General features: G+C 58.2%; 22 protein-coding genes. 5 read left to right on the forward strand and 17 right to left on the reverse strand.

Annotation, left to right across the window (positions count from 1 at the left end):
- The 10 genes from Q8R10_RS16940 to Q8R10_RS16985 form a co-directional block, all read right to left on the reverse strand.
- Complete coding sequence (locus Q8R10_RS16940; protein WP_305655020.1) at nt 1–744, reverse strand: hypothetical protein; 744 nt, start codon at nt 742–744, stop codon at nt 1–3.
- On the reverse strand, nt 734–1,144 hold the full coding sequence (locus Q8R10_RS16945) for a Mor transcription activator family protein (protein WP_305655021.1): 411 nt from the start codon (nt 1,142–1,144) through the stop codon (nt 734–736). Before Q8R10_RS16945 ends, Q8R10_RS16940 begins: the two co-directional genes overlap by 11 nt.
- Before the next feature lie 421 nt (nt 1,145–1,565).
- The gene (locus tag Q8R10_RS16950; protein WP_305655022.1) at nt 1,566–1,769 is read right to left on the reverse strand and encodes a hypothetical protein; all 204 of its coding nucleotides are present in this window, start codon (nt 1,767–1,769) and stop codon (nt 1,566–1,568) included.
- Nucleotides 1,766–2,221, reverse strand: a complete 456-nt coding sequence (locus Q8R10_RS16955) for a hypothetical protein (RefSeq protein ID WP_305655023.1) — start codon at nt 2,219–2,221, stop codon at nt 1,766–1,768. Before Q8R10_RS16955 ends, Q8R10_RS16950 begins: the two co-directional genes overlap by 4 nt.
- The gene (locus tag Q8R10_RS16960; protein ID WP_305655024.1) at nt 2,218–2,853 is read right to left on the reverse strand and encodes a hypothetical protein; all 636 of its coding nucleotides are present in this window, start codon (nt 2,851–2,853) and stop codon (nt 2,218–2,220) included. Before Q8R10_RS16960 ends, Q8R10_RS16955 begins: the two co-directional genes overlap by 4 nt.
- Complete coding sequence (locus Q8R10_RS16965) at nt 2,850–3,044, reverse strand: hypothetical protein (RefSeq protein ID WP_305655025.1); 195 nt, start codon at nt 3,042–3,044, stop codon at nt 2,850–2,852. The genes Q8R10_RS16960 and Q8R10_RS16965 overlap by 4 nt, the downstream gene beginning before the upstream one ends.
- A 1,174-nt stretch (nt 3,045–4,218) precedes the next feature.
- Nucleotides 4,219–4,506 carry a hypothetical protein gene (locus tag Q8R10_RS16970; protein ID WP_305655026.1) on the reverse strand — a complete coding sequence of 96 codons (288 nt, stop codon included), beginning with the start codon at nt 4,504–4,506 and terminating at the stop codon, nt 4,219–4,221.
- A gap of 189 nt (nt 4,507–4,695) precedes the next feature.
- A complete protein-coding gene (locus tag Q8R10_RS16975; protein ID WP_305655027.1) occupies nt 4,696–7,293 on the reverse strand; it encodes a phage tail tape measure protein in 2,598 nt (865 codons plus the stop codon).
- A gap of 263 nt (nt 7,294–7,556) precedes the next feature.
- The gene (locus tag Q8R10_RS16980) at nt 7,557–7,826 is read right to left on the reverse strand and encodes a phage tail assembly protein (RefSeq protein WP_305655028.1); all 270 of its coding nucleotides are present in this window, start codon (nt 7,824–7,826) and stop codon (nt 7,557–7,559) included.
- A 314-nt stretch (nt 7,827–8,140) separates the two neighbouring features.
- The gene (locus Q8R10_RS16985; RefSeq protein ID WP_305655029.1) at nt 8,141–8,791 is read right to left on the reverse strand and encodes a hypothetical protein; all 651 of its coding nucleotides are present in this window, start codon (nt 8,789–8,791) and stop codon (nt 8,141–8,143) included.
- A 99-nt stretch (nt 8,792–8,890) separates the two neighbouring features.
- Here Q8R10_RS16985 and Q8R10_RS16990 point away from each other — a divergent pair, with 99 nt between their 5' ends.
- Nucleotides 8,891–9,676 (forward strand): TSUP family transporter, encoded by a 786-nt coding sequence (locus tag Q8R10_RS16990; RefSeq protein ID WP_305655030.1) that lies wholly within the window; start codon nt 8,891–8,893, stop codon nt 9,674–9,676.
- On the opposite strand, the gene nudC is transcribed toward Q8R10_RS16990, so the two are convergent.
- The 6 genes from nudC to Q8R10_RS17020 all read right to left on the reverse strand — a co-directional run bounded on the left by nudC (nt 9,644) and on the right by Q8R10_RS17020 (nt 17,084).
- Nucleotides 9,644–10,474 carry an NAD(+) diphosphatase gene (nudC, locus tag Q8R10_RS16995; protein ID WP_305655031.1) on the reverse strand — a complete coding sequence of 277 codons (831 nt, stop codon included), beginning with the start codon at nt 10,472–10,474 and terminating at the stop codon, nt 9,644–9,646. The two genes, Q8R10_RS16990 and nudC, sit on opposite strands and share 33 nt — an antisense overlap.
- Complete coding sequence (locus Q8R10_RS17000) at nt 10,474–12,153, reverse strand: ferrous iron transporter B (protein WP_305655032.1); 1,680 nt, start codon at nt 12,151–12,153, stop codon at nt 10,474–10,476. The genes nudC and Q8R10_RS17000 overlap by 1 nt, the downstream gene beginning before the upstream one ends.
- 437 nt (nt 12,154–12,590) lie before the next feature.
- Nucleotides 12,591–14,846: an arginine/lysine/ornithine decarboxylase gene (locus Q8R10_RS17005; RefSeq protein WP_305655033.1), complete on the reverse strand. Its 2,256-nt coding sequence runs from the start codon at nt 14,844–14,846 to the stop codon at nt 12,591–12,593.
- Nucleotides 14,847–14,972: 126 nt separating this feature from the next.
- On the reverse strand, nt 14,973–15,719 hold the full coding sequence (gene dnaQ, locus Q8R10_RS17010; RefSeq protein WP_305655034.1) for a DNA polymerase III subunit epsilon: 747 nt from the start codon (nt 15,717–15,719) through the stop codon (nt 14,973–14,975).
- 154 nt (nt 15,720–15,873) lie between these two features.
- On the reverse strand, nt 15,874–16,317 hold the full coding sequence (rnhA, locus tag Q8R10_RS17015; protein ID WP_305655035.1) for a ribonuclease HI: 444 nt from the start codon (nt 16,315–16,317) through the stop codon (nt 15,874–15,876).
- A gap of 8 nt (nt 16,318–16,325) precedes the next feature.
- On the reverse strand, nt 16,326–17,084 hold the full coding sequence (locus Q8R10_RS17020; protein ID WP_305655036.1) for a class I SAM-dependent methyltransferase: 759 nt from the start codon (nt 17,082–17,084) through the stop codon (nt 16,326–16,328).
- Nucleotides 17,085–17,326: 242 nt separating this feature from the next.
- Between Q8R10_RS17020 and gloB the strand changes: the two genes are divergently transcribed.
- Nucleotides 17,327–18,103, forward strand: coding sequence for a hydroxyacylglutathione hydrolase (gloB, locus tag Q8R10_RS17025; RefSeq protein ID WP_305655037.1), 777 nt, complete (start codon nt 17,327–17,329; stop codon nt 18,101–18,103).
- 98 nt (nt 18,104–18,201) lie between these two features.
- Nucleotides 18,202–19,809 (forward strand): lytic transglycosylase domain-containing protein, encoded by a 1,608-nt coding sequence (locus Q8R10_RS17030; RefSeq protein ID WP_305655038.1) that lies wholly within the window; start codon nt 18,202–18,204, stop codon nt 19,807–19,809.
- Here Q8R10_RS17030 and Q8R10_RS17035 read toward each other — a convergent pair whose 3' ends face one another.
- Nucleotides 19,810–21,255, reverse strand: coding sequence for an HDOD domain-containing protein (locus tag Q8R10_RS17035; RefSeq protein ID WP_305655039.1), 1,446 nt, complete (start codon nt 21,253–21,255; stop codon nt 19,810–19,812).
- Between the two features lie 246 nt (nt 21,256–21,501).
- Between Q8R10_RS17035 and Q8R10_RS17040 the strand changes: the two genes are divergently transcribed.
- Entirely contained in the window at nt 21,502–23,295 is a 1,794-nt protein-coding gene (locus Q8R10_RS17040; protein ID WP_305655040.1) for an extracellular solute-binding protein, read from the forward strand.
- Nucleotides 23,292–25,127, forward strand: a complete 1,836-nt coding sequence (locus Q8R10_RS17045; RefSeq protein ID WP_305655041.1) for an extracellular solute-binding protein — start codon at nt 23,292–23,294, stop codon at nt 25,125–25,127. The genes Q8R10_RS17040 and Q8R10_RS17045 overlap by 4 nt, the downstream gene beginning before the upstream one ends.

A 25,127-nucleotide genomic window follows, 5' to 3' on the forward strand; every position in this document is an offset into this window, starting at 1 on the left:
TCAGTTGAAGGTCAGTACGTGCCCGGCGTGCTGGATGGCTTCGCCATAGCTCAGCCCTGGGCATGCAAATTGGTGATTGAGGGCAAGGTCATGGAGAGCCATCCGGCCTTCATCAAGCGATGCACTCACTGGCAGGGTGGTTTCGAGATAGCGTATTTGTTGAATGGCTTCCCCATAGGTCAGCTCTGGATTCGCCCCTTGATGGTCAAGGGCGAGGCGGTGAAGAGTGGCCCGGTCATCGTCAAGCGATCCTCCTGCGCGCAAGAAGCTCTTAGCCGAGACAAGTGCGGTCTTCTGCTCATACCCCTCGGCAAAGCAAATGGCATCGTCAGGCTCAGCGAACTGAGGGCGGGCCAACCCCTTGACGGCTGGTGGCACCGCACCCAGAAAGCCGACATGGCGTAGGTAATAGCTGCCTGGCTGGGGATTGTTAGGATGCAGAGGATGGTGAAAGGCTGCCGAAACTTGGCGATAGCTACCCTCGCGCACCAGGTCGGTTAGCTTCGCTCCGACGCGGGCCTGCGCATACAGCACACGATCCTTCACGAACATACCAACCACCTCGCCAAAGGCTGGGCTATCGTCGGCAGGATGCCCTAGGCACAGAGGTGCCTTGTTTCTGGTCGGCTGGTAAACCGCCACAGTTGTGGCCAGATCGTGCTCGGTGAACTCCAGAGTCACGCCACCCATGGTGGTATGACTGCCCGCCTTGAATATCTGGAAAACTTTGAGATCAGAGGTCATGGCCGATACCTCCCTCACGTTTCCAGCGCTCCTGGCTGAGTTCGCGAGCCTTGGCAGCGATGGCTTCTCGCTCTTCTCGCCGAGCAGCCCGAATCTTACGAATGATTTGATAGGCCCATTGCAGGCTGATGCCATATTGCTCAACGATTCCCGGAATGGTCAGTTCGTTGCGGTCGAAACGGTCGAAAATTTCGTTGTCCCGCGCTGAGCTTTTTGACTGAGTGTCGCGTGCAAAATAGACGTTTTGGCCGCCGTATTGGCTGCGAACTTCATCCAATACCTCCAGGGCGATCCGGTCAGCCCGGTGCTCATCTACCCCACACTTGCGTAGCCGGTCACCAATGACCGCTGCCATGCTCGCCGCCAGCTCGGAGCCCTTTACCGCTCCGGATCGGCTCATATCTACAAACTCGTTTGGTCGCATGGATGTCCCCTGCCCTTGATTGGCCTGATAAACCGGATTACGAGCCGCCTGCCACACCCAGCCTTACCGTGTGGCCTTGCGTTGCTGTGCAGGTGGCGCATTCCGTGTGTGGTTCTTTTGGCGCGCCTTAGTGGCGCGCTTTTTTTCGTCTCCCCTTTGCATCGAGCACCGCACGCCGGCTTTATAAAGCGTTTACGGCGGCGTTCTGGCGGTTGCTTGCCCATGCGCTACCGCAAATCGCGGAACGCGCTCTCAGGGCCGCTCAGCGCGCCGCGCCGAAACAGGGAAAACCGCGGGGAAATGATCGGCGAGAGTGCCTAGCCCCGGATACTTAATGGGCTTTAAAGACTGCAAACGAAAAGCGCCCGGAGTGCGGGCGCTTGGAGGGATGATGGGCTTAGCGTGGCGGTTCAAGGGCTTTGACTAACCGCCCTAGCTTAGTGTCGATGGCGCGCAGCAGCTTGAGGGTGCTGGCGTCAGCATCGGCGGGTGGTAGCTCGGCGATGCTCCGGGTGAGTCGATCCGCCAGAGCGTCCAGCGGGTCAGTGGACGGCGGTCGCTTTGCCCGGCTCGCGGGGAAGGGAATCACGCAGGCAGTCATTGCGGCTCCTCCCTTCCAGGCTTGCCGCCAAGCGGAAACGGCAGTATCTGCGCCGATAGCATGCTGGCCGATTCGAAGGCGCGCACCGCACAGCCTGTCTCAGTACCCTTGATATTGCCAAACACCACGCCGGACAAAGGTGTGAGCGCAAGCCGGCACATGCGCATAGCGCCCTCCAGGTCGAACACTCGCACGACGTCTCGGCCCGAGGGTTCAGGCTGGTGAGGCTGGATCATGCCCGAGTGGCCGACAAACTCTTCTTCATGCGCGGAGTAAAGGGCGTCCATAGCTGCCAGCGGGTCGGCGTAGCCCAGGGCTGTGCCCAATGCCCGGTCGATCAGCAGCAGCTTTTTACTATCCTCGGTGGCGCTCACATACTCCACCGTAACCAGGGCCGGCTCGCGCCTGGCCAGCGTCAACGGGCTGCGGAAAGCCAGCAGGACGGCGCTCATACGTCACCCCCTTGCAGCCAGAAACGGCGGAACAGCTCGTATCGCGCATCGTTCAGGCCGGGGCAGTGGCGATGGTTGAGCAGGTCGATAACCTCGGTTTCGATGGTGTGCACCAATTCCTCGGTCTCTTCCTTGGTGGCATAACGCAGCAAGGTTTTCAGCAGCTCGCGGCAGTAGGCTTTCTGGCGTTCGGTGCGACCTGCTGGCGACGTGGCGTCTGGTGCCTTGAAGGCCACCACGTTATCTACGGTGGCTGGAGTGATCGGCGCTTTTAGCCCCTTGGCGTACTCTTCGAATGCGCTTAAATCGATAGTGCGGCCCATGCCTCCATCATTCAGCCAGCGCCATAGGGCAACAGCGCCGGGGCGTTTGGCATGCTCGCAAAAATAACGCACAGCGACGTAATCAAACAAACGCACCTCGTGGCCTTCGCTGTCGATCTTAGCTAACACGCTATGTGCTGCCAAAGCGTCCTTGTGGCGGCTAAAGGCGACTCGAACAGAGTCGGAAGAGCGATACTCCAGCACCTTGGCCAAGTCATCGGCAGCCAACCAGGCTCTATCGGCGAAGCCCAGCACGCGCAGAGTGACGCCGCAGACGATGGACGTGAACAGCAGTTGCGCGGCGTTCATTGAGCACCGCCTTTGCGTAGCATGAGCACAAGGTCGGCCAATAGCTCCAGGGAGCGGGCACGGTGCATATGGTGGCGATAGCGTTTAAGGCGGATGCGGGCGCTGGACTCGGCGAAGAGGGCCGCGCAGGCCATTTTCTTGTGTGCGGCGATGCGGCTGGAAAGCGTGAACAGATTTTGGGCATGTTTCATTGAATCGGCTCCTTTTGCTGAGGAACCGCCAACATCACTTCCACATGATGGGTGGCGGCTACGTGCGGGTGTGGAAGACCGGGGCAAAAGGGACCCGGCAGGGCCGAAGCCCTCCCGCACGCAGCCACCATAAGGTTTTTTGTAGGCGTAAAAAAAGCGCCTGCAATTTCTTCGGTGGCGCTTGTGCGCCTTTTGCTTGCTCGGGCTTCCACACCCGGTCACGGGATTTACCGTGACGAAGCTGAGGCTAGCACTGGCTCACAGAGCCTGCAAGCTAAAACGGCAATCGATTGCCGTTTTAGCTTGGAACCCCCTAAATGCCCCTTGGCCGACCTGTTCCAAATTACCCCTGCTTTTGGAAGGCAATAGCCGATGCATTACTCAGGTGTTCCAAAAATCCCGACGTCGGCACTTTTATCGCCATAAGCCTTTGATTTACATAGTTGTAGCTCCGGTGAACTCCTGACGTCGGCGCTTTTGGTCTCACCTCGAGCATCGCGGCTTGCAGCGTCCGCGCATACCTGAGGGTCGGGGGTAAAACTCCGAACCTTTCGGAGTGAAATAAGGCTGAAAGGCCCATGGATTAAGGCCTTAACTAGCCAGTTGACTCCGAACACGTTCGGAAAAATACCCGACCGTCGGGTATGCTCGCCACCGCGACGGGCGCGGTTCTCACCGCTGACCATCAGCACTTTGAAGCGGTGAAAAACTGCTAACTGTTAGCAGTTCTGATGGCCGACGGTCGGCTAATAACCTACTGCTGGGCCTTAATATTCAACGTGTTAGGTCATTTTGTGTAGCCGACAGTCGGCTACACCTGCTAACGGTTAGCACTTTCCTAGGCTGAGCAAACCGCTGACCGTCAGCACTGAAGACAGTCTTCAGTGCTGACGGTGTGGCGAAACTGGAAAAGTCCTGACTGTCAGGAGTTTTTACAATGTCCCAAGAAGATTGAAACGCGCTGTAGGCGCTGAATTTACTGGGCTGTGGCTACTGAGCCTGTTTCCAACTTTCCCCTACCGTCCGGGATTTTTATTCTTCGGAGACTGAAGACTGTCTTCAGTGAACTGGCAGGCCGAAAACTGCCGACGTAAGGAGTTTTCACCCCGACGACATGGCTACAGCCCAGTAAAATCAAGACCTCTTGTTTTCTGCACTGCCGACGTCGGCAATTTTAGTCACGGTGAGCACTCCGCACGGTGCGGAGTTTTTTCAGAAACCGTTTCTGACTCACTCCCCGCAATACCGCATGTTTACTGGCCTGTCGCGATAGAAAAAGTCGAAACGTTTCTAGTTTTTCCGCACCAGTGCGGAAAAATCCCAAACCGTTTGGCCTCAAACCCACCCGCAAGCCCCGAAACCCATCCCCCAGAAAGCAGAAAACCCCAAACGGGTTGGGGTTTTCAGATTCGGCAAACCCGACATCGATGTCGGGTATGACCAGAAATACGACTTCAGTCATATGCGGCGTTGACGCCGCATTTTAAATGGTGGGCCGTCGCACCATATGACCAGAACGCTGATTTCAGTCATAGTTGCCGTTGACGGCAACATTCCAAATGTCTCGACGTCGGGACATTTAACCTGAGGGCTTTCAGCCAAATGTTGCGTTGACGCAACATTTAAAATCGTGCGCCGTCGCACGATTTGGTCAGTAAGCAGTGCGCCGCCGATCCCGCTCTGCGCGATCCAGCAGCCGCCGAAACTCGTCGTAACTGATTTGCGCGGCCTGCTTGGCTTGGGCCTCTAGGTTGCCACCGGACGCGCCGCCTAGGGTGAAGTTCTGCGTCAGGTTAATGGTCATGCCGCCACCAGCCCCAGGCGCTGCCAAGGCCGCTGGACGGGTGCTAGCGGCCAAGTCGGCGGCGGCAAACTGCGGCATGCCCATGGTCACCGCCGTGGCGGCTGCCATGCCCAGCGCCGCCTTGCGCACCTGCGCAGCCTTCGAGGTAATGCCGATGGCGGCGCCCTCGCTGATGTTGGCACCGTAGCCCATGAAGACACGGCTGGGCGACTTGATTTGCACCTCGCCCGTGAACCAGCCTTTGATCGAGTCTCCCATGCCAACCACGCTGTCTTTCAGTGACGTGGACATGTTTGAAATACCGCTGATAAGGCCGGTGACCAGCATGCCGCCAAAGTCGGTGAACTTGGCCGGCAGCTCTACGCCGAAGTAGCTCATGACGCCGGAGAAGGCGCGGTAGAACAGGCCCAGCGGGGAGAAGTTGACGATCAGCGCCGCCATGCTGCCCAGCCCACCGTTGAACGCTTTCGGGATTTCGCCGATGCCTTCTAGTACCCAGCGCAGCGGTGCCATCAGGCCGGACAGCACAGCCCCCACCGTCCTGCCAAACTGCATGCCCGACGAACCCGCGCGGCCGAGGGCATCGCCGGTCATTTGCACCGGGGTGAACAGTTCGCCGAACCACTGAATCACGGGGCGGATCAGGGTACCGAGGCTGGAGAGCAGCGGCATCAAGGGTGCGAAAGCCGTCGAGAAGGCATCGCCAATCGGCTTCAGGCCTTCCATCAGCCCAGTGAAGAAGCCGCCCGTCCAAGCCTTGATCGGCTCCCAGTATTTGTAGATCAGCAGCGCCGCCGCCGCGACACCCGCCACACCGGCAATCAACCAGCCGATGGGCGTTGCGGCGATTACGCCACCGAGCACAGCCATGGCACCGGACAGACTGGGCAGCATGGCGGTCAGGCTGCCGATGCCGGAGATGAACGGCGCTAGGCGTGTGCCGACCAGGGCATGATTGAGCAAGGTGGCTTTGCCGGATACCAGCGCCATAGCAATGCCAACACCATTGAGCGCCGAAGCGCCCAGACTGAGACCATAGGACAGGCCGACAAAGCCGAGTTTGAGCGCGACCGCGCCGGTCACCAGCTTGATCACGCCGCTGACCAGGGCGGCGTTTTCCTTCGACCAGGTGGCGAAGCGGGTGATAACTGGGCGAATGGTTGCCACCAGCTCATTGAGGCCCGGCAGCACGGCGGAGCCGATGTTGATGCCCAGTTCAGTAAGGCCGTTCTTGAGCAGTTGCAGGTTGTTGGCCGTGGTGGCGGCGCGGGCCTGGAACTCTTTCTCCATCGAACCCTTGTAGTTGCTGGCGTCCTTCACCAGGGAGAGCGAGCTGGCATAGGTATCCATCGAACCGGCCAGCACGGCTACGTCGTCGGCGTACTCCAGACCGAAGAGGTCAACCAGGATGCCCATGCGATCTGCTTTCGGCACCTTGGCAACGGTGTTGAGAAAGCCGGTGAGCGCGCCTTGGGCATCCCGACCTATGGACTGCTTGAGGCTGGTGGCGTTCATGCCCATAGACCACAGAGCGTCTTGGAAGCCCAGGCCCTGTTTGTCTGCCGTTTGCAGCTTGATCAGCATGCCGTTGATGGCGGTGCCCGCGACCTCGGGCGTCTTGCCCAGGCTGACAAAGGTATTGCTCAGCGCTGCCGCTTGCGTCTCGGTGAGGCCGAACGCCTTGGCCACGCCGCCGACCCGCCCGAGGGCATTGACGATATCGCTGGCCTTGGCGGGCGAGCTGTTGGACAGCTCATTGATGGCATCGCCCAAACGGTCGATTTGATTAATCGGGATGCGGTAGACGTTGGCCAGCTTGGCCATGGAGTCGCCGGCCAGTTCGGCCGACATGTCGAAGGCGGTGGCCATCTTCGCCACGGTCACGGTGAACGGCTTGATATTCTGCTCGGCAACGCCCAATTGCCCACCGCTCGCGGCAATTTTGGCCAGCTCGGTGCCGGCGAGGGGTAGCGTGCGGGTCAGCTCCAGCAGCTCACCGCTCAGCTTGCCGAAGCCATCCGGCGAGCTGAAGTTAACGACCTTCTTCACGTCGGCCATCGCCGACTCATAGTCGATGGCCAGTTTGACCGGCAGCGCAGCCGTGGCACCAACCGCCAGTGTTTCCATCACGCCGGAGCGAAGATCGGCGCGTTGGCTGCGCAACTGGTCACGACGGGCGAGACGCTCCTGGAGCCTTTCCTGCTTGCCTCGCACGCGGTCGATACTTTGCCCCAGGCGAACGTATTCGGTGTTCAGCGCGGCGAGGGTTTGTGGGGCGAGCGTGCCCATGTTGCGTTTGATGGATGCGCCCAGTTCTTCGTGTTTGAGGCGCAGATCTTTGGTAACGCTTTCAAGCCCTAGGATGCTTTTCTTGACGCTGCCGAACACGCCCATGCCGGTGGCAGAGGCGGCGATTCGGAGGCCGGCGATTACGGTGTTTGCCATGTGGTAGTTCCCTGTTCAATGACGCGCTCTGCGCGGCTTGAGCTGGTCAGGGAAGGTCTACGGAAGGGCAGAAGGACAACTGCCGCCAGACGGCGGCAGTTGAGTGGCTGGATATTGCCGCTGATGCGCTGGAGTGCTGCGCTTACTCAGTGGTATTGGCCTTCCATATCCGCAAGGCGAAGTCAGCCCAATCCATGTAGTCCTCCATATCCAGCCGGTCTATCTCTGATGGCTGCATGCGCAGCCAATACAGAAGGGCTTCATCAGTCGCTGGTAGCGTCGCCCTTAGACTCCACCATATTGCGAAAAAACTCGACCAGTGCTTTAGAGTCGGCAATGTCCATTGGGTCGAGATCTTCAGGCACAACGCCAACCATCGCAGCCAGCAGGAAGCTTTCCTGGCCAACGTCATCGTCTTTGGCGTAGTGGTGAGCCTTGCGGATATCGCCACGAGTCAGGCGGCGAATCTCGACGGTTTCGAGACGCGCGCCACCGGGCATGGTGTAGGGGTATTTGAGGTTATACTTGTGCATGTTTTGCTCCGTGGTTGGTTGTGCTTTTGAACACGGAGCCAGTGTTGCGCGGCGGTTTCCTAAAGTAATTTAAACCGCATTAAAACTACCCAGTCGCCGCTGTCGGCAGGTGGGAAATCCGGCCTAGAAAATCGCCGCGCTCGAATTGTGTTAGCTGCAAGAGTTTTGCAAATCCGCCTGCGACGAATCCCACGCCATGCCAGCGTATCCCGGTTTATCTCACGTTTCCCCTTGGGATTATCTCGGTCTAACTCACGCGGAGCAAAAAGGCGACCCTCGGGTCGCCTTTTTTATTTGCTGAATTTGCTAATGATTTATTGCCAGTCTTTCAACGCCTGAGTTGCGACCTGGTTGAGTGGCTGCGCCAACAGCCCAGTCGGCGTCAGGCTCACCGAATACACCGCCTGATCGGCCATGGGCAGATAGGTCACCCGCCGCGCTTTGGCATCCAGCAAAAACAGATCATGCTGACCGACGCGTAACCAGCGCCACAGGTCGATGCCATAGGGGCTTTGCGCCAAATTGGCGACTGTATGCTGGGCCATGTCTTGTTGCTCGATGGCCAAAAAGCGCCCAGATAATTTCTCCAGTCGGTAGCCTGGCTGCAAACCGATCAAGCCAGCCAAGCCTTTCCATTGCAACAAGCGCGCATCCAGCTGCCAAAGATCACCGTCCAGGCTGACCTGCCGCTCATTGGCGCCTTCTTGCAGGTTAACTTGGTAACTCTGCGGGCCCTGCGCCTGGAAACTTACGGTAAGCACCGGCTTGTCCTGGGGCAACGCCTGGTAACTGCGCACGTCATTGGCAATTAAACCGATAAAAACCGCCACGCCAATAAAGGCCAAACCACAACAGCCACGCAGCCAGCCCATAAACCAATTAGGATTGAACAAGATCCGCGCCGCGATCAGCAGCGCCAGTAATGCCAACAGCGCAACACCCAAGGCCAGGCCGTCATACTGCATAGGTTCAATTCCTTCTGGGTAATTAAGCCGGCATTATGCGCAACTACCCGGCACCCGGCCAAGGGCGTGAACGCACAAACACACACAGGTCGACCTTTTATGCTGTTTGCACCCGAGCTGACGCTAGAACCCATTACCCTATTGCTGCTGGTCGGCGTGGCCTTCACGGCCGGTTTTATTGATGCCATCGCCGGCGGCGGCGGCCTGTTAACGATTCCCGCCTTGCTGACGGCCGGCTTGCCGCCGCATCTAGTGCTGGGCACCAACAAGCTCTGCGCCACCTTCGGTTCGGCAACCGCCAGCTACACCTTCTATCGACGCAAGCTGTTCGAACCCAGGCGTTGGCGCAATGCCTTGTTGGCGACGGCCATCGGCGCGCTGTTGGGCGCCGTGCTCGCCCACTGGTTGCCGGCCGAGTGGCTTAACCAGATGCTGCCTGTGATCGTCTTCGCCTGCGGCCTGTACCTGCTGTTTAGTCAGCCAACGCCAACCGAGCATTCAGAACAACAGGTTATCGCCACCGGCCGGCAGTGGCCGCAAGGTTTGAGTTTGGGCTTTTATGATGGCGTTGCCGGGCCGGGCACCGGTGCATTTTGGACCGTCAGCAGCCTGCTGCTCTATCCGCTCGACCTGCTGCGCGCCAGTGGCGTGGCACGCAGCATGAACTTTGTCAGCAATGCCGTGGCCTTGGGGGTGTTTATTGTCAGCGGCCAGGTGGCTTGGCTGCTCGGCATCTGCATGGGCTTGGCGCTGATGGCCGGCGCCTTTATTGGCGCACACACGGCGATCAAAGGCGGTAATAGGTTTATCCGCCCGGTGTTTATTCTGGTAGTTCTGGGTTTAACCGCGCGCCTAGCCTGGCAGCACTGGTTCGGGCTGGCCTGAGCGGCGCGCCAGATACAAATCGATCAGGTAACGGGAAATTGAACTCGGCGGTGGCAGCAGCGGTAAATCGTCGAGGGCAAACCAGCGCGCATCCTCAATTTCCTCAGCCTGCATAACGATTTCGCCAGCCGCATACTCGGCATGAAAACCCAGCATCAGCGAGTGCGGAAACGGCCAGCCCTGGCTCGCCATATATTGCAGGTTCTGCACCTGCAGGCCGACCTCCTCGAACACCTCACGGGCGACACAGTCTTCAACCGACTCCCCCGCCTCAACAAAACCGGCCAGGGTGCTGTACACGCCCTGGTTAAACCGCGGCGAGCGAGCCAGCAGAACTTCATCGCCGCGGGTCACCAGCACAATCATGCTCGGCGACAGCCGTGGATAATGCTGGATTGCGCAAGCTGGGCAGTGCATCGCCCGCTCGCCGGCCACCGGCTGCATGGCTCCGGCGCAACTGCCGCAAAAGCGATGTTGCCGGGCCCAAGTACCAATTTGACTGGCAAAACCCAGCATCTTGAAGGTGCTGGCGTCGCCTTGCAGCATCAACTGGCGCAAGCCCTGCCAGCTACAACCGGCTAATTCGACCGGTTGCTGCAGTTCGAGCAGATAGATCGGATCACCGGCAAAATAGCCCAAGCCGTGCTCGGCGAGGATCGGCAAATCCTGACGCTTTAGCCACTCACGGGGAAACAGCACGCCATTGCTGTCGGCCAGAAAATCCTGCTGACAATGAGCCAGCACCCAACCGCCCGGCTCGCGGCTGTCGAGTACCGCCGGTTGCCAGCGCGCCGGCATCAGGCCGCCACCGATAAACCTAAGGCGCGGACGCTTTCTGCCGCCAGATCGAGCACACTTGGGCTGGTTTCAGGGCGCAACACCGCGCCGCCTTCCAGGTAATACTCCAAGCTGGTCAACGCATCGGCCAGGGTTTCCAACATTTGCTCGGACGGCATCTGCTGGGTTTCCAGCATCTGTTTTTCGATGTAATCGGCGCAAGCCCCAACCAGCACGGCGGCCCGTGGTTGATCAAGGAACCACAACCCGCCGCGCACGGCTTGCAGGCTAAAAGGCACATTGGCCAGGTTGAGCTTTTCACCGTTTGATTCGAGATAGGCGGTAATCGAACGTTTAGCCAGCGCCAAACCGCCCAGCGCCTCATCGATAACGACAATGCGCGCCTCGTTTAGCTGGTGATTGGCGAACGAAGTGGCCTCATCACCGGGCTTGGCCTCGCTCGAACGGCTGTCGTAACGCGCGTCGTGATCGAGGCTAGCGACCATGCTTTCGACATAGAGCACCGCATCCGCCAGTTTCAGTAGTTGCCCGGGCTCAATCGGCGCTTGATCGATCCAGCCGGTGACTACCGGCAACTGTGCTTGCAAGGCATTACCCGCCGAAGACAAACCGACCATGCCTAAGGTTTTGGCCATTTTGCCCAGCACCGCATGCAAATGACTGAGGCCATCGGCACTTACCGTGCCGCGTTCAATCAGGTCCAACTGGTCTTTCAGGCCGCTGAGCTCATCGCGAATGGCCGAGGACAACGAGCGCATGACCGCCTGTCCAGGGCCGGCCAAGCGCTGATAGGACTCCTCCAGCAAGTGATCGGTAAAGGGCAGCGGCAACAAGCTAAAGATTTCGCGCACTTGCGTGGCGCGCGCACCGCGACTGTCGGCCAGCACCACCAGGTACAGCAACTCTTTAAGCAGATTGCGCGGCGCTTCATAGCTGGCCGAAAGCAACAGCTGCTTAAGCTCGCGATCAAGCCGGGAAAACAAAACCTTGCGGGTTTTACGCGGCAATAACTGCCCATCGACTTGCGCCTCAAGCGCCGCGGCGGCGATCCAACACAACCGACCGCGCTCGTCATTGGCCAGCAAACTGTCGAGCCGCGCCATGGCGCGCAGCATTAGTTTCAAACTGGCGGTGGAATTTTCCTCACGCAAGAAGCCCAGCAGGCCAATCTGATACATATGCCGCAGGCGCTTGACCTCAACACTGCGCGGATCGAAGGCCACCGCCGGTGGATTGCTCGCGGGGCGCCCATGATCGAGGCGCACGCTGAAAAAGAAGCTTTCTGGCAACACCGGCTGAGCACCGGCTTGGCGCAATTCATTGATGGCCGGCAACAACAACTCCGGCACTTCCTGACGGTGCGCATCGACTATTTCAAGATAGCGGCGCAGCACATGCAAAGCGTTGCTTAATGCCGACAACTGACCGTCACGCTCCTCGCCTGCGCCGGCGGGAATGTCGGTGGCCTGCTGCAGCACCTCTTGGGCGAGCATTTCGGCACCGGCCAGCTCGATTAACTTGAGCGTGCCACGCACCTGCTGCAGGTTTTCCACTGCTTGTTGCAACAGGCTGCCGTTATCACGCTCAGCAATAAACTGTTCAAGACTCAGTTCCGCTTCATCGATGGTGGTGAATAACTCATCACGAACCACGCTTAAGGAAGTCACTCCAGTAACCATTGGCTAGTGCGCCTCCCGCGCGAAATACTGTTGCGACTGGGCGCTGCCTGCGTCTATTGGCACATTTATAGCGATTAGATGGGGCGGCAATTGCGCGGCGCTTCTGCCAGCAGCAGTGCTGCACAGCAGAAAGCGGCTGTCTGGGCACTTACCCGAGAAGGCTTTGTAGTCGGACACAGCAGGCTTCCTCAGCAAAAAACACGCAAACGCGCACAGATCTTGTTATCGAAATAATCGTCCAACTATAACAAGCATGAGCTAAATGTCGATGCTGGCCACTGTGATCTAGGACACGCACTCACACTTCGAGTCGTTTTTTCAATACTAGCCTTAACTCCTTGATCCTGCACAAGTCAGGCAAGGGCTGCGAATTGTATTTGCGGTTTTCTATCTGGCTGTTCAGCCGCATGCAAATGCGCCTGAACAGCCAGGCTGATTTACTCCTTAATACAGTCGACGCTATAGCTACGACCCTGCGCAGTGTCTTGATGCTGTAAGCCATGCACGTCCGAATCAAAGCCTGGGAAGCTGCGATCAAAAGTCTTGGCAAACTCCAGATAATCAATAATTGAGCGCGTCGCTTGGGTGAAACGCTCACCCGGCATAATCAACGGAATACCCGGCGGATAGGGCACTAACATCACCGCCGCGATGCGTCCTTCGAGTTGATCAACCGGCACCGCCTCGATCTCGCGACGGACTAACTTGTCATAGGCGTCAGCCGGCTTGAGGGCGATTTCCGGCAGCACCGTGTACATGCGTTTGAGCGCCTTAGCGGTGGCGTTTTCGCGGTAGCAGCTGTGCAACTGATCACACAGATCGCGCAAGCCCATGCCGTTGTAGCGCCCGCCGCCGGCAGTAGCGATTGAGGGTAGAACGTCAAGCAACGCGGCATTGCTGTCGTAGCGCCGCTTGAACTCGAGCAACTCGGTCAGCAGCGTGCTCCACTTACCCTTGGTGATGCCCATGGAGAACAACACCAAGAAGGAATACAACCCGGTTTTTTCCACCACCAAGCCCCGCTCCCAGAGGAACTTGCTGACCACCGCCGCCGGAATCCCGCAATCACTCAGCGCGCCGCCGGCGGTCAAGCCCGGCGTGACCAGCGTGACCTTGATTGGATCGAGCAACACATAATCATCGGCCACCTCGTCAAAGCCATGCCAGTCTGCGCCCGGTGTCAGCAACCAATCGGCGGTGGCGGTCGGCTCCACACCCTCGGGCATGGTTGGCTGCCAAATGCTGAACCACCAATCATTCGGCGGCAGATTTTGACTGAGATTGGCCAGAGCGCGGCGAAAGCTTTGCGCCTCATCGAAAGTTTCCTGGATCAGCGAGCGCCCAGCCGGGCCTTCCATCATTGCCGAAGCCACATCCAAAGAGGCGATGATGCTGTACTGCGGCGAGGTGGAGATGTGCATCATAAAGGCGTCATTAAAGCGGTCGCGGTCGAGCTGGCGCGCGCCGCCGTCTTGCACATGAATCATCGACGCCTGGCTAAACGCCGCTAACATTTTGTGGGTCGAGTGGGTGGTAAACACCAGCGGGGCGTTTTCCTCACGGCTGGTGCCCATGCCATAACGGCCGGCATAGAACTCGTGAAAGGCTGCATGGGCATACCAGGCCTCGTCAAAGTGCAGCACTTCGACGCTACCGGCCAGGGTTTGCTTGATCAGCTCGGCGTTGTAACAGAGGCCGTCGTAAGTCGAGTTGGTGATCACCGCCAACTTAACCTTGGGCTCGCGGCCACGGGCCAGCGGGCTGGCGTCGATCTTGGCCTGGATCGCTTCACGGCTAAATTCAGATAACGGAATGGGGCCGATGATGCCCAGTTCGTTGCGCGTCGGGCACAGGTACAGCGGGATGGCGCCGGTCATGATAATCGAATGCAAAATCGACTTGTGGCAGTTGCGATCCACCAAGACCAAATCATCGCGGGCCACCATCGAGTGCCAAACGATCTTGTTCGCCGTCGAGGTGCCGTTAATCACGAAGAAAGTGTGGTCGGCGCCAAAATTGCGCGCAGCCCGGGCCTCGGCCTCGGCCAGGGGACCGGTGTGATCGAGCAAGGAGCCGAGTTCGGGCACCGACACAGAAAGGTCCGAGCGCAGCGTGTTCTCGCCGAAAAACTGGTGAAAGGCTTGGCCCACCGGGCTCTTGCGATAGGCCACGCCACCGCCGTGGCCAGGGGTGTGCCAGGAGTAATTGGACTCCGAGGTATGGCGCACCAGCGCCTTGAAAAAGGGCGGCAACAGTCGTTCAAGGTAATTGCGCGCAGCCCTAGCGACTTGCCGCGCCAGGAACGACACCGTGTCCTCATACAGATACAGAATGCCGCGCAACTGATTGAGGTCGGCCATGGCCTCGGCCGGGGCGTTCTCGATGGTTACCTGCTCGCCCAAGGCAAAAATCGGCAAGTGCGGGGCCCGCAAACGTGCCACTCGAATCAGCTCGACCATGTCTTCGAGCAAGTGCCGATTTTCCCCGGCACCTTCGGCGGCCACTAAAATGCAGGCCAAACCATGGTGGGTCGAGGCGACGATACGGCCTTCCGCCGAGGTGGCGCTGGAGAGAATGCTGAAACCGTCCTGCTCAAGTTCGCGGGCTATGGCGCGCACCCGATCACCGGCAACGGTGTCGGCCTTGATGTCGCGGTGCACGATAAGGACGGGGAATTTTAAGTCTTTATACATTGTGGCGTCCTGAGGCGGGCAGTCAGATGCTGCCTATCGCCTCAGGTTAGAGGCTGGCCCCAAACGGCGAAACCCCACAAGCGTCAGACTGTACGAAAAAGTCGCGAGGCGATAACTCTGCGCCGCTTAACCCTCGCTCGCGGGTGCCTCGAGTTGCGCCCACAACGCCGGTGCACCCGCAGCTTTGGCAATGATCGCCAAGCGTGCGGCATGTTCAGCCAATTCGGCTTCGCTGGCGCGAATCACCTGGGTGAGTTTACGCTCTGCCGGCAAGCGACGAATTTCACTGGCCTGCTGACTGTTACCCGAGTCTTCGCCATCACTGGCGTTGCCGGCCAATAACAAACTGGTCTGGCCGCCGGTCATGGCTAAATAAACGTCGGCGAGAATCTCGGCATCCAGCAAGGCGCCGTGCAGATCGCGCCCGGAGTTATCCACGCCATAGCGTTTGCACAGAGCATCGAGATTGTTGCGCTGGCCCGGATGGCGACCACGGGCCAGCATCAAGGTATCCAGTACCGTGCAGTGCTCGCTGAGATCGCTACGCTCTTGCTGACCGAGCAAGGCAAACTCGTTGTTAAGAAAGCCCAGGTCGAAAGCGGCGTTATGGATGATTAACTGCGCGCCTTTGACGAACTCAAAAAACTCATCGGCGACCTCACGAAAACGCGGTTTACCGGTCAGAAATTCGGAGGTAATGCCGTGCACCGCAAGAGCACCCTCATCGATGTCCCGATCCGGCTGCAGGTAGACATGAAAGTGCCGGCCCGTCAGCTTGCGGCCCTGTAGTTCAACACAGCCGATTTCGATGATGCGATGACCATCGGTGACCGGCATGCCGGTGGTTTCTGTATCGAGGACGACGCTACGCATAAAAAAACTCCTGGCAGTTTGTTGAAAAAGGTAGCGAGCGACGGCTAGGCAAGGCGAAGTCAGCCGAGGAGGCGCAGTTTACGGGTTGTAAATGAGCACTCCGAGGCTGATTTCAACGCCGCATAGCCTAGCGCAGTAGTTTTTCAACGATCTGCTAACGCAATTTCAGTTCATCCACGCCACGATTGGCCAGTTGATCGGCCCGCTCGTTACCCGGATGGCCGGTATGACCACGCACCCATTGCCAGGTGATCTGATGACGCTGGACTTGCTCATCGAGGCGCTGCCACAAGTCAACGTTCTTGACTGGTTGCTTGGCGGCGGTCTTCCAACCGCGTTTTTTCCAGTTCGGCATCCATTCCTGGATGCCTTGCATGACATATTGCGAGTCAGTCACCAAGCGCACTTGGCATTCGCGCTTGAGTTCGGCCAAGGCACAAATGGCCGCCATCAACTCCATGCGATTATTGGTGGTGGCCGCTTCGCCGCCCCACAGCTCTTTTTCGACACCCTTGAAAATCAGCAAGGCACCCCAGCCGCCCGGTCCCGGATTACCTTTGCAGGCACCGTCGGTGAAAATCTCGATTTGTTCACTCATGTTTAGTTTTACTTCTCAGAATCACGTCGACTGACCTTGGCCACCGGCATCGGCAGCAGCTTGCCCATTGCCGCCCGCCGGGGCTGACGCAAGGGCCGCAAGCCAACCACTAATTTTCGCGCCACTAATAAATAGAAGCCGCCACCGGGTATTTGCCCGGCACCGCCGAAACGCTCCAAACCGGCCAAGCGCGCTTGCCAGCCGGACCCAGAAAGCGGCGGACGATAGCACCCGAAGCGGCGTTTCTCCAGCGCAAACCCCAACAAGCGCAACCAGTCGGTAACCCGTGCCGGGGCAATGCAACGGGCTTGGCGCAGGCCATCGCGGGCGATTAAATGGCGCAAACCCCAACTGCTCCACGGGTTAATTCCGACGATCAGCAAGTGTCCGCCGGGACGCACACTGCGGGCCGCCTCGCGCAACAGGCCATGGGGGGAAAGACTGAAGTCCAGCCCGTGTTGCAGCACCACCACATCCGCTGCATGCTCACTCAATGGCCAAGCTTGCTCTTCGCAGGCAATCTCGACCCCGCTAAACGGCGCGCCAAGCCGCACACTGCGCTGGATCTGCGTGGCACTGGGTAAGGCGGCGATCTCGGGCCCGTAATGCACCAGATAACCGCCAAAGAACCGCGCCAATTCGGTTTCCAGCAAACGTTGCTGATCGGCCAACAGCAATTGCCCCAGTGGGCCGGCCAGCCAGTGCCGCGCTTGGTCCTGCAACTCTAACCAGTCAATATCTGCTTGGGCGAACGGTTGCTCGAACATGCTCCTCTCCTCAACCTTGGTTGCAGCGTGCAAGGCATAGCCCGACATCATGCTATAGGCCTAGCAGTCCGTTGAAAAACTACTGCGCTCGGCTATGCAGCGTTGAAATCAGCCTCAAAATGCTCATGTACAGCTCGTACACTGCGCTTTTTCGGCTGGTTTCGCCTTGCCTAGCCGTCGCTCGCTACATTTTTCAACGGACTGCTAAGATGCGCCATCACTTAAGCTTAGCGAACCTGGCCATGATCGTAATTGATGCTCTGCCCGCCTTTACCGACAACTACCTGTGGCTGCTGCAAGAGCCACTGAGCAAACGCTGCGCCGTAGTTGATCCGGGTGATGCTGCGCCGGTTTTGGCTTGGCTGGCGGCGCATCCCGACTGGCAATTAACTGACATTTTAATCACTCACCACCACCCCGACCACATTGGCGGCGTGCTGCAATTAAAAGCCCACTCTGGCGCCCGCGTGCTTGGCCCGGCCAAAGAAAGTATTCCAGGGCGCGATCTGGCGCTGCTTGAAGGCGATTGCATTGAGGTGCTCGGCCTCGACTTTAAAGTGCTCGAAGTCCCCGGCCATACCCTCGGCCATATCGCCTATTACCATGCGGCCGAGGAGCCACTGCTGTTTTGTGGCGACACCTTATTTGCCGGCGGTTGTGGCCGGTTGTTTGAAGGCACACCGGCGCAAATGCACCACTCCCTGCAGCGCCTGGCGCAACTGCCGAGCAACACCCTGATTTACTGCACCCATGAATACACCCTGAGCAACCTGCGCTTTGCCCAGGCCGTTGAGCCGCACAACCCCGAGATTGCCCAACGTTTAGCCAGCGTCACCGCCTTGCGGGCCGAAGGACACACTACGCTGCCCTCCACCCTGGCGTTGGAGCATGCCACCAACCCTTTTTTACGCTGCCATGAAAACACCGTGAAACAACAAATCGACCAGCGGGACAATTGCCAGCACGCCAACGCAGAGGCCGTATTTGCCAGCTTGCGGGCGTGGAAAAACCACTTTTGAGCCAGCCCAGCTCAAGCCGCGCCAACCAGGATAGCTTGACCACCCCGGAGGCGATTCCTAGAATCGCCACACTTTCCGCGTGGACCACCCTCCTACTAATGCCCAGTTCGACTCGCAAAACCATCGACCCAAAGGCATTTGCACGTAGCGGGCGGACACTCTGTGTGTGCATCGCACTGACCTTGGCCGGCTGCCAGGTGCAAGGCAACCGCCCTCCCAGTCCGCAAGTTGACAGCGACCATCAGGCGCTTGAACAGCCCATCAACTGGAGCGAAACCGCTAAACCGCAAGAGCCGACCGATGTTTGGGAGCGCATTCGCAGCGGTTACCAGTTACAGGACGAAATCGGCATCAACCCACGCATTGAGCGCCAGCGCCTGTGGTTTGCCAGCAATCCAGTGTCGGTTGAAAGGTCGAGCCAACGCGGCAGTCCCTATATTCATTATGTGGTCGAGCAACTCGATGAACGCAACATGCCCATGGAGTTGGCGCTGCTGCCAATAATTGAAAGCGCCTACAACCCACTGGCCTATTCGCCCGCTAACGCCGCTGGTATCTGGCAGTTTATCCCGGCGACCGGACGCAGCTTTAATTTGCGCCAGACCAACTGGTATGACGGCCGTCGCGACATCATGGCCTCAACCCATGCTGCGATGAGTTACCTCACCCGCCTGCATGACATGTTCAACGGCGATTGGCTGCTCGCCTTGGCCGCGTATAACTCCGGCGAAGGCACTGTCAGCCGGGCCATTGAGCGCAACCAGAAGCTCGGTTTGCCGACCGATTACTGGAACCTGTCGCTGCCCAAAGAAACCCAAGACTACGTGCCAAAGTTGTTGGCCCTGTCGCAAGTGATCAACAGCCCGCAAGCCTATGGCATCGACCTCAACCCGATTGCCAATCAGCCTTACTTTGAAGTGGTGGAGTTCAAGCAACGCCTGCAGTTGTCCAGCGTTGCCGAAATGGCCCAGGTTGAAGAAGCGGAAATCATTCAGCTCAATCCGGCCTTCAAAAAAGGCGTAACCATTGACGGCCCACAGCACGTATTGGTGCCCAGTGAAAAAGCCGAATTGCTTGCCGCGAACTTATTGCTGATGAAGCCCCAGGAGCAACTTGACTGGCGTCAGCACCGGGTTCGCAAAGGTGAAAACCTGGCCAGCATTGCCAATCGCTACAAAACCTCAACTGACAGCATCAAAGACCTCAACCAGTTGGCCAGCAATCATCTAAAACCTGGGCAAGTACTGAGCATTGCCGTTGCGCCAGGGCAAACCTTTAGCCCGCAGCCAGAGCCTCGCGAACCACTCATAAACAAAACCCCACAGCGCTATGTGGTGCGCAAAGGCGACAGCCTGGACAGTATTGCCAAACAGCAGAAGGTTAAAATCCAGGAACTGCAGCGCTGGAATAAGTTGTCTAACAGCCGCCTAAAACTGGGGCAAGTCTTGGTTTTGCAGGAGAGCAAGAGCCCGGTGACCGCCGCACTCAAGAGCCTTGCCAGCAGCAAGAGCGCGAGTAAAACCAACCTCTCGAGCAAAGCTGCCAACCGGCAAATGGTGACTTATTACAAGGTGCAACAGGGCGATTCGCTGTACCAGATCGCCAAGCGTTTTAAGGTCGATTTGCAGCAACTGCAAAACTGGAACCCCAGCACCACCCACGCCCTTAAGCTCGGCCAGACCCTGACCCTGTATACCGACAAATAACTATTTGCGCTGGCTCAGCGCCTCGAGGCAGCGGCCAGTCAGCTCGGTAAAGCGCTTAAAGGCCACGAACTGTTCATGTTTAAGGGCGCGCCCGGATAGCCGGCAATCGGCATAAAGCACGCCGATTTCACGTTTACCGGCCAGCAACGGCGCGATAAAAAACATGCCTGAACCGAGACTTTGCCGCATCGGCAAGGACACCAGGTCGTTAAAGTTATAGCTGGCCGGCACCCCCATCCAAATCGCCTCTTTATTGCGCAACACATAACTGAAGATATGCGGCTCGGCGTGCGGCTCAACCGGCAACTGAAAGTCGCTCAGCCAGGCTTGAGTGCCCTCGCCCGCCGCGCGTTTTACCCGAAAACGGGTTTGACCATCGGCCAGCACCGCCAACATCACCCGCTCCAGCCCCGCCCCCTGATGCAGGCCTTTGAGCAAAGTATCGAGTATCAGCCCAACATCGGCGCGGGCGGAAATCATCAAGCCAAGATCCTGTAAGGCTTGCTGCATCGTCTGTAGGTTAGGTTGCAGCAAGCGCGCTTTGCGCTGCTCGCGCTGGATGCGGATTTGCTCAGGATCGGTATTGGGAATCAACTGACACAGCTTGCTGGCACCAAAGGTGGCCGCGACCTTGACCGTTTCCTCGGCGCTGGCCAGCACTTGCTGCATGGCATCCTCAGTGGAAATATCGGTCAATACGGCAAATTGCTGCACCAGGTCTTCCATTTCTGGCGAGTCCCAACCGTCCAAGGCCACTTCGCTAATCCGCACCCCCAGATGCACCGCCAGCGCGGCGGGGGTCTTGGCGCTGCCAGGCTCATGGGCCAGATTAGCCACCGAGCCAAGATTCCAGCTTTTGACCAAACCTTGGGTCAACTGACTAAAACTGGTGCCTAAGACTTTCAGCACCGCCGCGCTGACATCCACGCCAGGCTCAGCCAAGGCATCACCTAACTCATCCGCCTGAGCACCACCGCAACCCCAAAACGCCAACTCGCCCAGATGATGCAAGAGGGCTGCGATAAACACCTCTTCCTGATTTTTCGACATCAGGTAACCGGCGACATTGCGCGCCTGCACGGCGGCGTGAAAAGAGCGGGCCAATAATTCTGGCAGCTGATAACGCGGTGCGCGGCTAAGCAAACCATCAATCAAACTGACCGACAGACTGATCAGACGAATACTCTCAAAACCGGTCAGCACTATGGCCCGCGAAATGGTCCGAATGTTTTCTTTGGCCGGATTGTAATAAACGCTATTGGCCACCCGCAGCACCTTGGAAGTCAGGGAGGCATCGCGCAGCAACACATCGGCCAATTGCTGCACCGAGGCGCTGTCGTTTTCGGCCATGCGCTGTAAATCCACTACCACCGCCGCCAGCGCCGGCAAATCGGAGTCGTTTAAACGCTCCAGCCATGCCTGTAAACCATAACTTCCTTGCTCCACCAGAGAACCCTCAGTTGTTTTGCTCAGTGTAGTCAAAATGATGGCACCGCCAGCCAAACAGCCAGTCTTTTTCCTGTTGATACAAGCTGTTACTGTAAGGTTCAAGAAGCTCAAAAACCTGCCATGGATCGCCATTTGCGCCTAATGCGCCCCCTCCTGTTAACCAGCTTGCTGAGCAATTGTTGCGTCGCGCACAACCGCGCAGCCAGGCGCGCGATCAACTGCCTGCTGCTAACTGTCTTATTGATGAGCGGCAGCGCGCAGGCCAGCATCAGCCAAAATCATGGCTATGCGCAATTTGGCGAACTCAAATACCCCGAATCCTTTACTCACTTTGACTGGGTCAATCCCAGCGCCCCAAAAGGCGGCACTGTGCGGCTGATGGCGTCCGGCACCTTCGATACCCTCAACCCCTATACCTTTAAAGGCAGCAGCCCCATCTCAACACCGGGCTACTGGCAATACGGGGTGAGTGAATTCAATGAGCCGCTGATGGTGGGGACTGGCCAATATGACCCCTCTGGAGATGAGCCCTCCTCCAGCTATGGCCTGATTGCCCAGTCGCTGGAATACGGCCCAGACCGTAGCTGGGTGGTGTTTAACCTGCGCCCGGAAGCGGTGTTTCATGACGGTGTGCCCATCACCGCCTATGACGTGGCCTTCTCTTATCGGCTGCTGATCAAGCAGGGGCATCCGCGATACCGGACCAATCTGCAAGAGGTCAAACGCGTCGACATTCTCGACCGCCAGCGCATTCGCTTCGTCTTCAAGCAAGCCAACAATCCGCTGCTGATTCTGCACCTTGGTGAGTTGCCGGTTTTGCCGCAGCACTACTGGAAGAATCGCGATTTTAAAGCCACCACCTTCGAGCCACCGCTGGGCAGCGGCCCGTATCGCATCACCCAGGTAATTCCTGGGCAGCGCCTGGTATTTACCCACGTGAAAAACTGGTGGGGCGCAAACCTGCCGGTCAACCGTGGCAAGTACAACTTTGCGCGAGTCGAGGTCGAGTTTTATCGCGACAGCAATGTCGCCTTCGAGGCCTTTAAAGCCGGTGAATTCGATTTTTATATCGAACATCAGGCGAAAAACTGGAGCAGTGGTTATCAGTTTCCGGCGGTAGCCCGGGGGGACATTATCCGCGCCGAAATCCCCCACCAAATCCCGGCACAAACCCAAGCGTTGATGATGAACCAGCGCCGCCCCGCCTTTGCCCAGCGTCACGTGCGCCAAGCGCTGGGCTTGTTATTTGACTTTGAGTGGACCAATCGCACGCTGTTTAACGATGCCTATCTGCGCGCCAGCAGCTACTACCCCAACAGTGACTTTGCCGCCACCGGCAAACCCGAAGGGCGCGAGTGGTTGCTGCTGGCCCCCTATCGTGAACGATTACCCAAGGCGCTGTTTACCCATCCCTTTAGCATGCCGCAAACCAGCGGCAATGGCATTCCACGGGAAACTTTGCGCAGCGCTCTGCGTCTATTTAAAGCCGCCGGATGGACGCTTTCCGGCCAACGCCTGCTAAACGCCCGTGGCGAGCCGCTGCGTTTTGAGATTTTGCTGGTTAATCCCAATCTGGAGCGGATCTTTCAACCCTATGCCGAGAACCTTGCGCGCATTGGTATCGAGGTCAACCTGCGCACGGTTGACCCGGCCCAGTACAAACAACGCCTGGATCAATATGACTTCGATATGATTCTAACCACCCTGCCGCAAAGCCTTAGCCCTGGTCTTGAGCAGCGGCTGTACTTTCACTCAAGCCAGGTCAACATCAAGGGTGGCAAAAATTATGCGGGCATCAACAACCCAGTGGTCGATGCACTGCTCGACAAACTACTGGTCGCTCACAGCCGCGATGAACAAGTCGCCAGCACCCGTGCCCTCGACCGGGTGCTGCTGTGGCAGCATTACAGCATTCCCAATTGGTACCTGAATAAGCACCGGCTTGCCTACCGCAAGCGTTTTAGTTTTTTATCCACGCCGCCCTACACCTTAGGGCTGCGTGCCTGGTGGCTAACGCCTTCGGAGAACCGGTTATGACGCTTCCTCTACGCACGTTGCTAGTGCGCACCGCCAGCCTGCTGGCCATGGTCAGTTGCTTGGCCCAGGCTGCCGGCCAGCATGCCATCACCCTCTACGGCGAGCCGCCCAAATACCCGAGCAACTTTAACCACTTCGAGTTTGTAAACCCGGATGCGCCCAAGGGCGGCACTTTGCGCCAATCCGGCCTGGGGGGGTTTGACAGCCTTAATCCCTTTATCAACAAAGGCGTGGCCGCCGACGACATCGGCCTGATTTACGACACCCTGACTCGCCATAGTCTGGATGAGCCCTTTACCGAGTACGGCCTGCTGGCCGGTAAAATCGAGGTGGCGCCGGACAAAACCTGGGTGCGTTTTTATCTGCGCCCAGAGGCGCGGTTCAGTGACGGCCAACCAGTTACCGCCGCCGACGTGGTGTTTAGCTTTGAAACCCTGATGAAAGATGGCGCACCGCAGTACAAGGGCTACTACGCCGATGTCGCCAAAGCCACCGCCGAAGACCCACTGCGGGTGCGCTTTGATTTCAAACGCAGCAACAACCGCGAACTGCCGTTGATCCTCGGCCAATTGGCCGTGCTGCCCAAGCACTGGTGGGCCAACCGCGACTTCACCAAAGGCAATCTGGAGATCCCGGTGGGCAGCGGCCCCTATCGGGTGGCCAAAGTGGAGCCTGGGCGCAGCATCAGTTATGAGCGGGTTAAGGACTGGTGGGGCAAAGACCTGCCGGTCAACCGCGGCTTTTACAACTTCGACAACCTGGTCATCGACTACTACCGCGACAGCAGCGTGGCCCTGGAAGCCCTGAAGGCTGGGCAGTTTGATTTTTGGTTGGAGATCAGTGCCAAGAACTGGGCCACGGCCTATAACACCCCGGCGGTGAATGACGGTCGCCTGCTCAAGGAGCAAATCCTCAACCTTAATCCCACCGGCATGCAGGGCTTTGTCTTCAATATTCGTCGGCCGATTTTTCAAGACCGCCGCGTGCGCGAGGCGCTGAGTCTGCTACTGGACTTCGAATGGACCAACAAGCAACTGTTTAACGGCGCCTACACCCGTACCCGCAGCTACTTCGAAAACTCCGAGCTGGCCGCCAATGGTCTGCCGACTGGCGATGAACTGAAAATCCTCGAGCCATTGCGCGACAAACTCAATCCGCAATTATTCACCCAAGCCTTTAGCCTGCCGACCAGCGATGCCAGCGGCATCATTCGCGACCAGCAGCGGCGCGCTTACCAATTGCTGCAAGAAGCCGGCTGGAAAATTGTCGATGACCATATGGTCGACGCCAGCGGCAAACCGGTGAAGTTTGAATTCTTGCTCGCCCAGATCGATTTCGAACGAGTGCTGCTGCCGTTCAAACGCAACCTGGCCGACCTCGGCATCGAGCTGGAAATTCGCCGGGTCGATGTGTCGCAGTACATCACCCGCCTGCGTTCGCGCGACTACGACCTGATAGTCGGCGGCTTCGGCCAGTCCAACTCCCCCGGCAATGAGCAGCGCGAGTATTGGCACTCCTCCAGCGCCGACAAACCCGGCAGCCGCAATTTTATTGGCCTGCAAGATCAGGCCATCGACAGCCTGGTCGAGGGCCTGATTAATGCCGACTCCCGGCAAAACCTGATTGACCACAGCAAAGCCCTCGACCGCGCCCTGCAGTGGGGTTACTACGTGATCCCCAACTGGCATATCAAAACCTGGCGAGTGGCTTACTGGAGCCACTTTGAGCACCCCAAGGTAACGCCCCTGTATGACCTTGGCCTGATGACCTGGTGGGCGAAGCCGACTGCCGAGCCGGCGCCAGCGGCTCAATCTGCAAGCACGGAGCAATAA

The sequence above is a fragment of the Pseudomonas sp. genome (genome assembly GCF_030698175.1).
Lineage (GTDB): Bacteria > Pseudomonadota > Gammaproteobacteria > Pseudomonadales > Pseudomonadaceae > Aquipseudomonas.

Bases quoted from the DNA above. Each gene is read 5' to 3' on its own strand.
- Q8R10_RS16940 (WP_305655020.1), bottom strand. From the start codon at position 744: ATGACCTCTGATCTCAAAGTTTTCCAGATATTCAAGGCGGGCAGTCAT.
- Q8R10_RS16945 (WP_305655021.1), bottom strand. From the start codon at position 1,144: ATGAGCCGATCCGGAGCGGTAAAGGGCTCCGAGCTGGCGGCGAGCATG.
- Q8R10_RS16950 (WP_305655022.1), bottom strand. From the start codon at position 1,769: ATGACTGCCTGCGTGATTCCCTTCCCCGCGAGCCGGGCAAAGCGACCG.
- Q8R10_RS16955 (WP_305655023.1), bottom strand. From the start codon at position 2,221: ATGAGCGCCGTCCTGCTGGCTTTCCGCAGCCCGTTGACGCTGGCCAGG.
- Q8R10_RS16960 (WP_305655024.1), bottom strand. From the start codon at position 2,853: ATGAACGCCGCGCAACTGCTGTTCACGTCCATCGTCTGCGGCGTCACT.
- Q8R10_RS16965 (WP_305655025.1), bottom strand. From the start codon at position 3,044: ATGAAACATGCCCAAAATCTGTTCACGCTTTCCAGCCGCATCGCCGCA.
- Q8R10_RS16970 (WP_305655026.1), bottom strand. From the start codon at position 4,506: ATGACTGAAGTCGTATTTCTGGTCATACCCGACATCGATGTCGGGTTT.
- Q8R10_RS16975 (WP_305655027.1), bottom strand. From the start codon at position 7,293: ATGGCAAACACCGTAATCGCCGGCCTCCGAATCGCCGCCTCTGCCACC.
- Q8R10_RS16980 (WP_305655028.1), bottom strand. From the start codon at position 7,826: ATGCACAAGTATAACCTCAAATACCCCTACACCATGCCCGGTGGCGCG.
- Q8R10_RS16985 (WP_305655029.1), bottom strand. From the start codon at position 8,791: ATGCAGTATGACGGCCTGGCCTTGGGTGTTGCGCTGTTGGCATTACTG.
- Q8R10_RS16990 (WP_305655030.1), top strand. From the start codon at position 8,891: ATGCTGTTTGCACCCGAGCTGACGCTAGAACCCATTACCCTATTGCTG.
- nudC (WP_305655031.1), bottom strand. From the start codon at position 10,474: ATGCCGGCGCGCTGGCAACCGGCGGTACTCGACAGCCGCGAGCCGGGC.
- Q8R10_RS17000 (WP_305655032.1), bottom strand. From the start codon at position 12,153: ATGGTTACTGGAGTGACTTCCTTAAGCGTGGTTCGTGATGAGTTATTC.
- Q8R10_RS17005 (WP_305655033.1), bottom strand. From the start codon at position 14,846: ATGTATAAAGACTTAAAATTCCCCGTCCTTATCGTGCACCGCGACATC.
- dnaQ (WP_305655034.1), bottom strand. From the start codon at position 15,719: ATGCGTAGCGTCGTCCTCGATACAGAAACCACCGGCATGCCGGTCACC.
- rnhA (WP_305655035.1), bottom strand. From the start codon at position 16,317: ATGAGTGAACAAATCGAGATTTTCACCGACGGTGCCTGCAAAGGTAAT.
- Q8R10_RS17020 (WP_305655036.1), bottom strand. From the start codon at position 17,084: ATGTTCGAGCAACCGTTCGCCCAAGCAGATATTGACTGGTTAGAGTTG.
- gloB (WP_305655037.1), top strand. From the start codon at position 17,327: ATGATCGTAATTGATGCTCTGCCCGCCTTTACCGACAACTACCTGTGG.
- Q8R10_RS17030 (WP_305655038.1), top strand. From the start codon at position 18,202: ATGCCCAGTTCGACTCGCAAAACCATCGACCCAAAGGCATTTGCACGT.
- Q8R10_RS17040 (WP_305655040.1), top strand. From the start codon at position 21,502: ATGAGCGGCAGCGCGCAGGCCAGCATCAGCCAAAATCATGGCTATGCG.
- Q8R10_RS17045 (WP_305655041.1), top strand. From the start codon at position 23,292: ATGACGCTTCCTCTACGCACGTTGCTAGTGCGCACCGCCAGCCTGCTG.